Consider the following 12,882-nt stretch of genomic DNA (forward strand, 5'->3'; position numbering starts at 1 on the left):
ATGCTGCCACAAGAGCTCATCCGGAAAAAACGGGACGGCGGAGCGCTGTCCTCCGAAGAGATCGCGTTTTTCGTAAAGGGCCTCGCTGACGGATCTGTCACCGAAGGACAGGTTTCCGCCCTTGCCATGGCGGTCTTTTTCAAGGGTCTCACCATTGATGAGCGTGTCGCTCTAACGCTCGCGATGCGCGACAGCGGCGATGTTCTTGACTGGTCGGACATTGAAGCTCCGGTCCTTGATAAACACTCCACCGGCGGTGTGGGTGACAACGTTTCGCTAATGCTGGCTCCGGCACTTGCGGCTTGCGGTGCAGCTGTCCCGATGATCTCCGGCCGTGGTCTCGGCCATACCGGTGGTACACTCGATAAGTTCGACAGCATTCCGGGCTACAAGACGCAGCCGGACAATGCACTTTTCAAGAAGGTCGTAAAGGAAGTCGGCTGTGCCGTGATCGGTCAGACTGGCAATCTCGCTCCAGCCGACAAACGTTTTTATGGCATCCGGGATGTGACCGCGACGGTTGAAAGCATTGACCTGATTACCGCGTCCATATTGTCCAAGAAACTCGCCGCGGGTCTTCAAGGACTTGTGCTCGATGTGAAGTGGGGCAGTGGCGCGTTCATGGCATCGCTTGAAGAAGCGCGGGCGCTTGCCGAGAGCCTTGTCCTGGTCGCCAACGGTGCAGGCCTCAAAACAACCGCTCTGCTCACCGACATGAATGAGCCCTTGGCTTCTGCTGCGGGCAATGCAATCGAGATGCAGAACGCTGTCGATTTCCTAAAAGGGACTGCCATCGACAACCGTTTGTGGGATGTCACTGTCGCGCAAGGTGGTGAACTGCTCGCAAGCGGTGGCCTCGCTGAAGATGCTGAGGTTGGATGTGATATGATGCGGTCAGCTTTTGAGAGTGGCAAGGCGGCAGAGAAGTTCGCCGAGATGGTGAGCGCGCTTGGTGGGCCTGCCGACTTCATGGAGAAGCCGGAACTCTATCTTGCAAAAGCCAATTTCGAGGCGCCGGTCTATCCGTTTGAGGACGGCGTCGTTACAGAAATCGACGCGCGTGGCGTGGGTGTTGCCGTTGTTGCGCTTGGTGGCGGACGTAAAGCTGCTGCTGACGTGATCGACCCATCTGTTGGGTTCACAAGCCTTGCCGGCGTGGGCAATTCGGTTGACGCAGATAGCCCGCTTGCAATCGTGCATGCCCGCAACGAAGAAGAAGCAGAAGCCGCAGCGATTGCATTGCGTGCAGCCTACACCGTCGGTTCAGCAAAGGACGTCATGGATCGTCCGAGTGTTGTAGAGCGCATCGCGCCGTAACCGCGGCCGGGCCGGGAGCAAAACCCAGCCCTTTCCGGCAGAACTTGCCGGCAACAATAATGAGGAGATGCTCATGCCCCGTGCGATCTTGTGCGTACTGGACAGTTTCGGGATTGGCGGCGCGGCGGATGCGGACGCCTTTGGCGATGTGGGGTCGGATACCCTTGGCCACATTGCGCAGCATTGCGCGGAAGGAAAAGGCGACAGGGACGGCCTTCGCGCTGGTCCTCTGTCGGTCCCGAATATGGACCGGCTTGGGCTCGGTGCGGCCGGCCGTCTGTCCACCGGTGAAGACGTCCCGGGTCTGACCTATTCTGGCGAGCCAGAAGGACTTTGGGGCTATGCAGCCGAAGTCTCGAACGGCAAGGATACCCCGTCCGGGCACTGGGAAATCGCGGGCGTGCCAGTCCGGTTCGACTGGGGCTATTTCCCGGAAACAATCCCGACATTTCCGAAAGAGCTGATTTCCAAGATCAGCGAAAAAGCCGGATTGAATGGAATCTTGGGCGACAAACATGCCTCCGGGACCGAGATCATCGCAGAACTCGGAGAGGAACATGTGAAGACCGGGAAGCCGATCTTCTACACTTCCGCTGACTCGGTCATTCAGATCGCCGCTCACGAAGAGCATTTCGGCCTGGAGAAGCTCTATGACCTTTGCGAAATCACGCGCGAATTCGCGGACCCGTACAACATCGGCCGCGTGATTGCGCGACCCTTTCTCGGCGACAGCGCTGATACGTTTGAGCGCACGGCCAATCGCCGCGATTATTCCGTTTTGCCACCCGAGCCAACGTTGCTTGATCGGCTGACTGCTGATGGTCGGACAGTGTATGGCATTGGAAAAATCTCCGACATCTTTGCGCATCAGGGCGTGGCCAAGGTTCTGAAGGGAGCTGGCAATGATCAGCTTTTTGACAAGACCCTTGAAGCCATGGATCTGGCGCAAGATGGCGACATGATCTTCGCCAATTTCATCGACTTCGATTCCCTTTATGGACATCGCCGCGATGTTCCGGGATATGCAGCGGCACTAGAGCACTTTGACGGACGCCTTCCGGAAATGGTTGCCAAAATGCGGGAGGGTGACCTCCTAATCCTGACGGCTGATCACGGATGCGACCCGACCTGGCGCGGGACGGACCACACCCGCGAACATGTTCCTGTGATCGCCACGGGACCCCGTATTGCGGGCAAGGGTATTGGCGGGCGTAAGACCTACGCCGATATTGGGGAGAGCGTTGCGGATCATCTTGGGATCGACCAAGGCCCGCATGGAACCAGTTTCCTGTAAAAGAAGGACAGCGAACGACTGTGGCCCCAAAAGGTAAGGACGAGACCCTCGCGGTCCCAAAGGTCGAACTTCACTGCCACATTGAGGGGGCCGCTCCTCCGCGTCTCGTTCGTCAGCTTGCTGATCAGCATGGCCTCGATGTCTCAGAGGTGATCGACGGCAAGGGACAGTACGTCTGGTCCGATTTTACCTCATTCCTTAAGGCATATGACACCGCCAGTTCCGTCTTCAAGACACCGGCTGACTACGCGCTTCTTGCTGAGACCTATTTCCGGATGCTTGCAGCGGAAGGGGCGATCTACGGCGAGATTTTCATTTCGCCCGATCATGCTCAAGCCGCCGGTCTTTCCTACCGGTCGTACGTAGAAGGCCTTGCGGCCGGGATCGAACGGGCAAAAATCGATACGGCCATAGACGGCCGGATGATCGCAATCGGTGTACGGCACTTCGGCACAGCCTCTGTCGAACGTGTCGTTAAAGAAGTGATTGGCAATCCGCATCCCCTGGTCACCGGATTTGGCCTGGCAGGGGATGAACGCTCCGGACATCCCGCAAACTTTGCCAAGGCGTTCCGTATGGCAGCCGATGCCGGGTTGGGAACGACAGCCCATGCGGGGGAGTTTGGCGGGCCGGAAAGCATCACCGCAGCCCTTGAGTTTTTACGGGTCAAGCGTCTGGGCCACGGCGTTCGGGCGATTGAGGATCGTGACCTTGTGAAGCGTCTCGCCGACGAAGGTATTGTTTTGGAAGTGTGTCCGGGATCGAACATCGCGCTTGGCGTTTATTCCGTCTTACGCTTTCACCCGGTGAACATGCTTCGAAAAGAAGGCGTCAAGATCACCTTGAATTCCGATGATCCGCCTTTCTTTGGCACAACGCTGGGCAAAGAGTATTCGTCTGTCTCGGAGACGTTTGGCTGGACAAGAGACGATCAACTGGAGATTGGCCGCACGGCGATCATGGCTGCGTTTTGTGACGACAGCACCCGCAACCGGTTGCTGACCCGTCTCGACAGCGCAAAGATTGGCAGCTAAGTACGCCGACCATGACCTCCAAAGCCCAAAATGACAACGGCCTGTTGGAAACCTTCAAGGCCGAACGCGTTCGCTCAGTCGCGAACAACTTTCTGGATCGCGCGCTCGCTGATGAACTGGATCATGTGAGCGTGGACATCAGCAAACTGGATCAAGCCTTGATCCAGGTTCTTGAAATCATCAAACGGACCTATCCTGATTTCCAGATCCCACCTTACGGCGTCTGGCGTTTGTTTGAAGCAGGGGGCGTTGATCGGTGGAGCGCGCTCGCGTCGGCGCGAAACTTTCAGTCGGCAGATGAGCTTCTTGCAGCGGCATCGGACTTGGCAATTCTCGCGGCCTACATGGATGTGCACACACCTCAGGGCTGGTCCTACGAAGACACGATGGCTGGAACCGAAGTCAAAGGCCGTGAGGCCGCGGCATTGGCGGTCATCAACATGTTCGCCACAGGATCGTTTTCCTCCGATCCTGTGGATCCGTTCCGGGTTGATGCAGACGCGTTGATCCGTCTTGAAATCGAAGAACTGGCCACCGGACTTCAGCTTGGTACTGATCAGGAAGAGGACTTTTTTAAACACCTGCAGCGCTATTTGAAGCGGTTCGGTGAAGCGCTTGCCTTGCGGCCGGATCTTTTCGGCGAAGGTCAATCCACGCGTCCGGGAAACCTCATTGTAAAGGTTGGTAGCGAAGGATGGGGGTCGGTCGATGCTACGGTTCTGCTCGACCGTTTGCTGCAAAGTCTTGCTCCGCTTTGGGAGGGCGGTGCCGCCGAGGGTGACGTATCGTTCGGAGACACTTTTGCGCATCCGTTGAAGGCCAATCCAGAAGATCAGAACACTGTGCCCTTTCATCTGACCGCCCAGAGAATGGTCTATTCCCTCGTGGAGCCGCTGGCCTGGGCCGGATATGAGGTGGATGAGCTTGATACGCTGACAGGACCGAGCGATGCAGAACACGCCGGATTGTTCGTGAGCACCGGTGTTCTCAGTATGAAATCCGAAACTGACGACGTGTCTGATGATCAGGCATTGGACCGGCAAACGGAACTACGCGCTGTCACGATTGCCTTGACGGACAGACTCGCGGCCATGCTGCGCAAGGAGTTGGATGTTGAGCAAGAGCAATTGCCTTTGTCCTGCATTTTGGAAGGGGGAACCAGCCGGGCTGGAGCCGCGATAATCTCCGAAAATCGGGAATTGCGGGAAAAACTGGAAAAAATCATGAACCCGGGCTCTATTTTTTGGTTGCCGTTCAGGGCATAGGTCCACAACATCAAACAAACGGAAGACCGCCCGCTATCGGATGCGGCCCACACAAAGAGAGGCAGATATGTCCGGAGCAAATGTCATCAGCCATCCGCTGGTCCAGCACAAACTCACCATCATGCGCGACAAGGGAACGTCAACTCAGGGGTTCCGGCGTCTATTGCGCGAGATTTCGACGCTGCTGTGTTACGAAGTGACCCGCGATCTTCCGCTGGTTCGCCAGACCATCGAAACGCCGCTTGCCGAAATGCAGGCACCGTCACTGGCGGGCAAAAAGCTTGTATTTGCATCCGTCCTGCGCGCCGGTAATGGTCTTTTGGAAGGTATGCTTGACCTCGTGCCGTCTGCACGCGTCGCCCACGTCGGCCTTTATCGTGATCCGGAGACTCTTGAGCCGGTCGAATACTATTTCAAGGCTCCAGAAGATCTGAACGAACGTCTCGTGATTGTTGTCGACCCAATGCTGGCGACCGGAAACTCGGCCATCGCAGCTGTCGATAAACTGAAAGAACGCGGCGCAAACAATATCCGGTTCCTGTGCCTGCTGGCATCTCCTGAAGGTGTGGCGAAATTCAACGAGAAACAACCAGATGTGCCGATCTATACAGCTTCCATTGATGAGAAGCTCAACGAAAAGGGCTACATCGTGCCAGGTCTTGGAGACGCTGGTGACCGGATGTACGGCACCAAATAAATCTGACGGCTTTTTGTCTTTAAACGCGGTGCCAATGGCGCCGCGTTTTTCTTTTGTGTCAGCCGTAATGGACCGATGTTCGGGTGTCTAAATTGAACCCAGAACGCTTTACGGTGCGATAAGGTTGTTGTGATAGCGCTAGGCTTCCGGCAAACGAGGCGGCCCATGTATCGTTTTCTAATCGTCCTGGTTTTGTGCGCAGCAATTGCGCCTATCGTCCCGTTATGGGTTGAACATCAAAACAACCAGACAAGTGAGACTGCAGCTGCAACATCAAATGCCCCTTTAGAGACCGGTGAACGCCGGCATCGGATATCGGCAAACCGAAGCGGTCAGTTTGTGGCAGACGTTCATCTGAACGGTCAGATGCATGAAATGCTGGTCGATACGGGCGCGTCTGCGACGGTTCTGCCGGTTTCAGTCGCGCGGACTGTCGGCATCTTCCCGGCAAACGGCGATTTTAAACTTCGGGTCAGCACCGCCAACGGAACCACCTATGGCGCCCGGGCTATCATAGACCGGCTGCAGATCGGCCGGATCAACTTGAGAAACATTGAGGCATTGGTGTTGCAAGACAGCAGTCTGTCGATCCCGCTACTTGGCATGACGGCCCTCAACAAACTGGACCGGTTTGACATTTCGAACGGCACCCTAGTACTGATCCAGTAGATTTGTCTTTGCTGTCACAATGGCCTCCTATACACCAATTAGATGCCAAAGCTTTTAGAGGACTTCATGTTTCCGAAGCCAAGACCTGCCCTTACACCGAACACCTATGAATATGAAACGTTGCCGCTGGTGAAGCCGACGGGCTTCCGCGAGTATGACGCGCGTTGGCTATTCGAAAAAGAAATCAACCTGATGGGAATGCAGGCGCTCGGTATGGGCATCGGCACACTCATTCATGAGCGCGGCGTGCGGCCCGATATCGTCGTTGGGCATGACTTCCGCGGCTACTCCGCATCGATCAAGATGGCTGTGATAAACGGACTTCTGGCAGCGGGCGTAAACGTTCACGACATCGGTTTGGCTTTGTCGCCAATGGCCTATTTCGCGCAGTTTGCACTCGATGTTCCGGCCGTTGCAATGATCACGGCGTCCCACAACGACAATGGCTGGACCGGTGTAAAAATGGGTATCGACCGCCCGCTCACCTTCGGTCCAGACGAGATGGGACGGCTGAAGGAAATCGTTTTGGATGCAGCCTTTGATTTGAAAGGTGGCGGAAGTTATCGCTTCGTCGACGGCTTTGCAGATGTTTACTTCAAAGAGCTGACTGATCGCGCAAAACTGAACAAACCAATCAAGGTGGTCGCAGCTTGTGGCAACGGCACAGCCGGTGCCTTTGCGCCAAAAATCCTCGAAGCGCTCGGCGCGGAGGTCATTCCGCTTGATGCCGAGCTCGACCACACGTTCCCACGCTACAATCCGAACCCGGAAGACATGAAAATGCTTCATGCTCTCCGGGACAAGGTTCTGGAAGTTGGCGCGGATGTCGGTCTCGGGTTTGACGGAGACGGAGACCGTTGCGGCGTTGTTGACAATGAAGGCGAAGAGATTTTCGCCGACAAAGTCGGTGTCATGCTAGCCCGCGATATCTCGGCATTGCACCCGAACAGCCAGTTCGTTGTCGACGTGAAGTCCACTGGTCTGTTCAACACAGATCCCGTGCTTCAGGCCAACGGCGCCAAGACCGACTATTTCAAGACTGGTCACTCCTACATCAAGCGCCGGGTGACCGAGCTGGACGCAATCGTCGGCTTTGAGAAGTCGGGACACTATTTCTTCAACAAGCCCATCGGCCGCGGCTATGATGATGGCCTGGTGTCCGCAATCGCCATTCTCTACATGCTCGATCGCAACCCGGACAAGTCCATGGCAGACCTGCGCAGGGATTTGCCCAAAACCTGGGGCTCGCCGACCATGTCACCGAAATGTGCTGACGAAGTAAAATACGATGTCGTTGACCGGGTTGTTGCCCGGTTTAAGGAAATGCACGGCGCTGGCGAGAAAATTGCTGGGCAATCCATTACCGATCTGATCACCGTCAACGGAATCCGCGTTGTCAGCGAAGACGGCACCTGGGGCCTCGTTCGAGCCTCCTCGAACAAGCCGGAGCTTGTCGTCGTGGTAGAAAGTCCGGCTTCGGAAGCGCGGCTGCATGAAATGTTCAAGGCAGTTGACGCTGTGCTACGCGAAAATCCCGAGGTTGGTGAGTACAATCAGACGCTCTAAAGTCTTGACTTGGCTTGAGAAAGGCGGCGAAATCCTCGCCGCCTTTTTTGTTTTCTCCAGGAGTTTTCCTAATGATCCAGGAATTCGGCGTTCTTCCGGATGGCACACTCGTTGAGGAGATCACCCTGAAGAAGGGCGAGCTCGAAGCATCGGTACTGACCTTCGGCGCTATCATCCGGGATCTGAAATTTGCAGGCCAATCAGTCGTCTTGGGTTTCGACAATTTGCAGGACTATTTGGATCACTCCCCGTATTTCGGTGCAATCGTCGGCCGGTGTGCGAACCGGATTGCAAATGGCAAGTTAGAGATTGACGGGCGTGCGTATCAGTTGGATCAGAATGACAACGGCCATCATCTCCATGGAGGCACTCAAGGGTTCTCGCGACGAAACTGGCAGATTGAGCAAAGCGACAAAGCGAGTGTGTTGCTCAAACTCGTGTCAGAGGACGGCGATATGGGCTATCCGGGACACGTTGAGGTGCTGGTCCGGTACACCCTGACGGGCGCAGGTGCGGTGCGGGTGAAGATGTCAGCAACAACTGACCAGACCACTCCGGTCAATCTGGCGCAACACAGTTATTTCAATCTCGACGGCAGCGATACGATCCTGGATCACCAACTTGAGATCGCCGCAGAAACTTATGTCCCCGTGAATGATCATCTGATTCCGACGGGAGAGATCCGGAGTGTTGCCTGGACGCCCTATGATTTTCAGGATGGCCGGCGGCTGCGCCGAAAATCGGGAGAAGAGGCGGTGATCTATGACCACAATTTCTGCCTGTCAGATGCACCGAGAGATGCTGTCGAGTTTGCTGCAGCACTGGAAGATAAAAGCGGTGACCGACGGATGGAAGTCTGGACGACCGAACCCGGGTTGCAGCTCTACGACGGCGGAAAGATCGATGTGCCCGTGCCTGGACTTGCCGGGAAAAACTACGGTGCTCATGCAGGCTTGTGCCTGGAAGCACAACGGTGGCCAGATAGCGTCAATCAGAAGACGTTCACGGATGTGTTGCTGAGACCCTGTGCCAGCTATAACCAGGTAACGGAATTCCGTTTCTCTTAAGATCGTTTAGAGTATTCTTCGACAAAGTGATTTCACCGGGACGGGGGCCAAATTGTGAAGACGGTTTTTTCAGCGACCCAGCTAGCCCACGCACCGGCGCAAGAAATTTCCGACGGTAAGCTCCAGCCCGCTGTCGAAATTCCGAGCAGGGCGGAAATCGTCTTGTCTACGGTGAAAGACCGCAAAGTCGGTGACGTCATCCCTCCATTGGAGTTTCCGATCCGACCGCTTCACCGGGTGCACTCTGAGGAATATGTATCCTTCCTTGAGCGGTTCTGGTCGCTGTGGACAGCCAGTGGCCGCGATGCGGAAGCCTTTCCTTTTGTTTGGCCAATTAGAAGTCTCCGGCAGGACACAAAGGTCGAACACATCGACGGGCTGCTGGGGCGCTATTCGATGGATGCCGGCACACCGCTTGGTCAGCATACCTACAAGGCCGCACGCGCCTCAGCAGATACCGCGTTGACGGCTGCCAAACTCGTGCTCGACGGGGAAAAATCTGTTTTCGCACTTTGCCGCCCCCCGGGACACCACGCCGGGCACGATTTTTTCGGCGGGTATTGTTTCTTCAACAATGCCGCAGTCGCTGCGCAATACCTTCGGGATTACGGGCTTCACCGCGTCGCAATTCTGGATGTCGACTATCACCACGGGAACGGCACACAAGCGTTGTTCTACGATCGGCCAGACGTGCTCTTCCTGTCTCTTCACGCTGATCCGAAGGATGAATACCCCTATTTTCTGGGCTATGCGGACGAAACCGGTGAACATGCCGGAACCGGATTTACCCGGAACTGGCCGTTGCCCCTTGGAACGGACTGGGAAGCATATTCGCCGGCGCTCGACGAGGCGTGCCGCTGGCTTCTCGTTTACAAGCCGGAGGCAATGATTGTTTCTCTCGGATTGGATTGCTTCGAGCGGGATCCGATCTCCGGGTTTAAGTTCAAATCCGAAGATTTTGTGAGGTTGGGGCAACGTCTTGCGCGCGTTGGCGTGCCGACCATCTTCATCCTGGAAGGCGGCTACGCCGTCGATGCGCTTGGGACCAACTGCGTGAATGTCCTTGAGGGCTTTTCCGGTTAGCCGTGCGACTCGGGTTCAGCGCGTGATCAAGTTGAGTGCAGCCAACTCACGCTCCAAACCAGCTGCGTTTTTGAAATGATGCGCAGTCATTCCCAATCGCCGTGCGGTTTCAACATTCGGGAGTGAGTCATCAATGAAGAGGCAGCGTTCGGGGGCGAGATCATTGCGATCGATTAGGATCTGGTAGATCCGCACATCCGGCTTAAGCATGCGCTCTTCCGCTGAGACCACGATGTCCAGAAAGCTGGTTTTCAGGAAGGGAAACCTGTCTTGCGCTTCGACGAATTTCTCCGAAGAGAAGTTTGTGATCGCATAAAGCGGTGTTTTGTTCGCTTTAAGTTCGGAGAGAAGAACCTCTGTTCCCGGGACCGGGCCAGGAACCATTTCATGCCAACGGTCTGAGTAGGCCCGTATCAACGCGGTCTTCTCGGGAAACTCCCTTGATAAAACCTCTACGGCTTCCGTCCAGGTCCGTCCAAGGTCTTGTTGAACATTCCAGTCAGGAGTGCAGACTGTCGTCAGAAACTCATGCCGTTGGTCATCGTTCGGTATAAGTTTGCGATAGAGATTTTCCGGATTCCATTCGATCAGGACATTTCCTATATCGAAGACGACGTTGGTTATCGTGATGGCCATGAGAACCTTTTAGGCAATGATTGGTCTAAGAACTGTTCTGCAGTTTCTTCGGACAGCATTAGGGTAGATATGTGACGGACATAAAACGGTTTTTTTTGTTTGTCGGGTTATGCTTGGTACTTGTTGTGCCAACGTCGACTGTAGCGAATCCGGTTCTCCCAGATCGTGTCCGGTTAGGCGCTGTGGTCGCAACGGAACAAACAGCACGGGAGCGTATTGAACCCTTTCGCAGGGCACTCGAAGAAATCACCGATTTACCTGTCGACCTGTTCTTGATGCCGACAATGGCTGATGGCATTGAGGCTCTTGCTGCTGGGCGCATTGACTATATTCGTCTCTCACCCTCCGGGTATGCCGCATCTTTTGAGCTTTGCGAATGTGTAGAGCCATTAGCGACCGCCGGCCCGGATGATTTTCCGGCGCGCTTTTACGCCATCATGATCGCAAAGCGGGATGGTGAAACGGTTACGCTGGAAAGTCTGGAGGATATGCGGCTCGGTGTCGGTGCCAAACATGCGGTCACAGGATACCGGGTGCCGTTGGTCAACCTGGCGGCAGACGGCATAAACGCCCGGGAGTATTTCCAGACGCTTGTTGAAGTCCGGGACCCGGTCGAGGGCATTCGGGCCGTGTTGGATGGGCGTGTTCACGCAACGCTCGGATGGTCCTCGCTGGCCGGGGAGGCGAAGAACGGCTTCACTGCCGGTACGCTGAACGAATATTACGTTTCGGGCGGGAGCCAGTTTGAAGATCTGGACATCGTCTGGCGGTCAGCGCCCATTCCATATTCGGCGCATACTGTCCGCACCGATTTACCTGATGTCTTGAAGCGGGCCATCAGAGCCGGGCTCATGGATTTGCGGCGGGAAGATCCCACAGCCTACCTCGCAATCGAACCGGATCTCCCGGGCGGCTTTGAACCGGTTGTTCATTCCGACTACCGGCCGGTGCTGCGCACCTTCGAGAAACCTTATGCGAAGGTCATCCAGACCGACGCCAATTGACACCAATAGGCGTGAGGATGCCGACCTAATCCGCCCCAGTTACCTAAAGAGACTGTGCTGCGATCAGGCCGGTAAAGGACTGGTCGTGAGGAGAGCTTCCGTGTGCCGGCGGATCATTTCTTCCTCGTTTGTTGGTATGACCAGCACAGCGACTTTGGAACTTTGTGTGGAAATGGGTCCGTCGCCGGCATTGTTCAGCGTAGGATCGATTTGAATGCCGAGCCACTCTTGATCTGTGCAGACACGCTCGCGAATGAGCGCGGAGTTTTCGCCTATGCCCCCGGTAAAGACAAGTGTGTCGACACCACTGAGAACAGCCGCCATCGCACCAAGTTCACGGCGCACCCGGAAAACATAGTACTCGATCGCTTCTGCAGCTCTGGGGTCAACACTCTGGCTAAGTGCGCGCATATCCTGGCTGATGCCAGACAGACCTTTCAGCCCGGACTTCTTGTAAAGAAGATCAGAAATCTCGTCGGGGCTCATGCCCTTAGTTGTCATGAAATAGAGAATGACACCGGGGTCTAATTGACCGCATCTGGTACCCATCGGCAAGCCATCCAAAGCGGTGAACCCCATCGTCGATCCGATGCTCTGGCCGGCCCGGATGGCGCACATGGATGCACCGTTGCCGAGATGTGCGACAATGGTTTTTCCTTCGTATGCGTCTGGGGCGTAGTGTTTCAGGTATTCGCAGATGTATTCGTAAGACAGCCCATGGAAACCGTATCGGCGAACACCTTCGTCATAGAAGGAGCGGGGAAGGGCGAAAGTGTCGTTGACCCATGGGTGTTTCCGATGAAAGGCCGTGTCGAAACAGGCCACCTGCTCAGCCTCTGGAAAAGCTTCCTGGGCAGCTTCGATGCCAGCAAGATTGTGCGGCTGGTGAAGAGGTGCGAGAGGTTCCAGCACCTTCAACTCTCGCATGACAGCATCTGTAATCCGGACCGGAAGATCGTGTTTGGTTCCGCCATGGACGACGCGATGTCCGACGGCCGCGACAGGTCGTCCTCCAAGCTCTTCATTCAATATTGGAAGCAGAGCCGCCAGGGCCGCTCCGTGAGAGCTGCCGCCGGTGGTGTCTAACGCTTGGTCAATCTGGCGCCCGGAAAGCGGGGCCTCGAGGCTCAAGTGCGGTTCCGCACCAAGCCCTGAAATTTGTCCGGTGACCTGTGCTGTCGGCCCGTCATAGAGTGAGAATTTGATCGAAGACGACCCGGAATTGAGAACCAGAATGACCGGGGCCATGA

The 12,882-nt window shown here is 55.7% G+C and carries 12 protein-coding genes; 10 read left to right on the forward strand and 2 right to left on the reverse strand.

Annotation, left to right across the window (positions count from 1 at the left end; all coding sequences use genetic code 11):
* The 9 genes from deoA to ACVDG4_RS18810 all read left to right on the forward strand — a co-directional run bounded on the left by deoA (position 1) and on the right by ACVDG4_RS18810 (position 9,992).
* Positions 1-1,317 (forward strand): thymidine phosphorylase, encoded by a 1,317-nt coding sequence (gene deoA / locus ACVDG4_RS18770; RefSeq protein WP_306148225.1) that lies wholly within the window; start codon positions 1-3, stop codon positions 1,315-1,317.
* Positions 1,318-1,390: 73 nt separating this feature from the next.
* Positions 1,391-2,611, forward strand: a complete 1,221-nt coding sequence (locus tag ACVDG4_RS18775; protein ID WP_447236217.1) for a phosphopentomutase — start codon at positions 1,391-1,393, stop codon at positions 2,609-2,611.
* Between the two features lie 20 nt (positions 2,612-2,631).
* Positions 2,632-3,645 carry an adenosine deaminase gene (locus ACVDG4_RS18780; RefSeq protein WP_447236218.1) on the forward strand — a complete coding sequence of 338 codons (1,014 nt, stop codon included), beginning with the start codon at positions 2,632-2,634 and terminating at the stop codon, positions 3,643-3,645.
* Between the two features lie 11 nt (positions 3,646-3,656).
* On the forward strand, positions 3,657-4,910 hold the full coding sequence (locus tag ACVDG4_RS18785) for a DUF1688 family protein (RefSeq protein WP_447236219.1): 1,254 nt from the start codon (positions 3,657-3,659) through the stop codon (positions 4,908-4,910).
* Positions 4,911-4,977: 67 nt separating this feature from the next.
* Positions 4,978-5,607: a uracil phosphoribosyltransferase gene (gene upp, locus ACVDG4_RS18790; RefSeq protein ID WP_040451420.1), complete on the forward strand. Its 630-nt coding sequence runs from the start codon at positions 4,978-4,980 to the stop codon at positions 5,605-5,607.
* A gap of 165 nt (positions 5,608-5,772) precedes the next feature.
* Positions 5,773-6,276 carry a retropepsin-like aspartic protease family protein gene (locus ACVDG4_RS18795; protein ID WP_447236220.1) on the forward strand — a complete coding sequence of 168 codons (504 nt, stop codon included), beginning with the start codon at positions 5,773-5,775 and terminating at the stop codon, positions 6,274-6,276.
* A gap of 66 nt (positions 6,277-6,342) precedes the next feature.
* Positions 6,343-7,842 (forward strand): phosphomannomutase/phosphoglucomutase, encoded by a 1,500-nt coding sequence (locus ACVDG4_RS18800; protein ID WP_447236221.1) that lies wholly within the window; start codon positions 6,343-6,345, stop codon positions 7,840-7,842.
* A 71-nt stretch (positions 7,843-7,913) separates the two neighbouring features.
* On the forward strand, positions 7,914-8,909 hold the full coding sequence (locus ACVDG4_RS18805) for an aldose epimerase family protein (protein WP_447236222.1): 996 nt from the start codon (positions 7,914-7,916) through the stop codon (positions 8,907-8,909).
* A 54-nt stretch (positions 8,910-8,963) separates the two neighbouring features.
* The gene (locus tag ACVDG4_RS18810; RefSeq protein ID WP_420338910.1) at positions 8,964-9,992 is read left to right on the forward strand and encodes a histone deacetylase family protein; all 1,029 of its coding nucleotides are present in this window, start codon (positions 8,964-8,966) and stop codon (positions 9,990-9,992) included.
* A 15-nt stretch (positions 9,993-10,007) separates the two neighbouring features.
* On the opposite strand, the gene ACVDG4_RS18815 is transcribed toward ACVDG4_RS18810, so the two are convergent.
* Positions 10,008-10,628 (reverse strand): HAD family hydrolase, encoded by a 621-nt coding sequence (locus ACVDG4_RS18815; RefSeq protein WP_447236223.1) that lies wholly within the window; start codon positions 10,626-10,628, stop codon positions 10,008-10,010.
* A gap of 182 nt (positions 10,629-10,810) precedes the next feature.
* Between ACVDG4_RS18815 and ACVDG4_RS18820 the strand changes: the two genes are divergently transcribed.
* Positions 10,811-11,632 (forward strand): phosphate/phosphite/phosphonate ABC transporter substrate-binding protein, encoded by an 822-nt coding sequence (locus tag ACVDG4_RS18820; RefSeq protein ID WP_447236224.1) that lies wholly within the window; start codon positions 10,811-10,813, stop codon positions 11,630-11,632.
* Positions 11,633-11,695: 63 nt separating this feature from the next.
* Here the strand turns inward: ACVDG4_RS18820 and ACVDG4_RS18825 are convergent, their stop codons facing one another.
* Positions 11,696-12,880, reverse strand: coding sequence for an acetate/propionate family kinase (locus ACVDG4_RS18825; protein ID WP_447236225.1), 1,185 nt, complete (start codon positions 12,878-12,880; stop codon positions 11,696-11,698).
* Between the last annotated feature and the right edge of the window lie 2 nt (positions 12,881-12,882).

The sequence above is a fragment of the Roseibium sp. MB-4 genome (assembly GCF_053005265.1).

Coding starts and splice junctions, on each gene's coding strand:
- ACVDG4_RS18775 (WP_447236217.1), top strand. CDS start 1,391: ATGCCCCGTGCGATCTTGTGCGTACTGGACAGTTTCGGGATTGGCGGC.
- ACVDG4_RS18785 (WP_447236219.1), top strand. CDS start 3,657: ATGACCTCCAAAGCCCAAAATGACAACGGCCTGTTGGAAACCTTCAAG.
- ACVDG4_RS18825 (WP_447236225.1), bottom strand. CDS start 12,880: ATGGCCCCGGTCATTCTGGTTCTCAATTCCGGGTCGTCTTCGATCAAA.
- deoA (WP_306148225.1), top strand. CDS start 1: ATGCTGCCACAAGAGCTCATCCGGAAAAAACGGGACGGCGGAGCGCTG.
- upp (WP_040451420.1), top strand. CDS start 4,978: ATGTCCGGAGCAAATGTCATCAGCCATCCGCTGGTCCAGCACAAACTC.
- ACVDG4_RS18805 (WP_447236222.1), top strand. CDS start 7,914: ATGATCCAGGAATTCGGCGTTCTTCCGGATGGCACACTCGTTGAGGAG.
- ACVDG4_RS18815 (WP_447236223.1), bottom strand. CDS start 10,628: ATGGCCATCACGATAACCAACGTCGTCTTCGATATAGGAAATGTCCTG.
- ACVDG4_RS18800 (WP_447236221.1), top strand. CDS start 6,343: ATGTTTCCGAAGCCAAGACCTGCCCTTACACCGAACACCTATGAATAT.
- ACVDG4_RS18795 (WP_447236220.1), top strand. CDS start 5,773: ATGTATCGTTTTCTAATCGTCCTGGTTTTGTGCGCAGCAATTGCGCCT.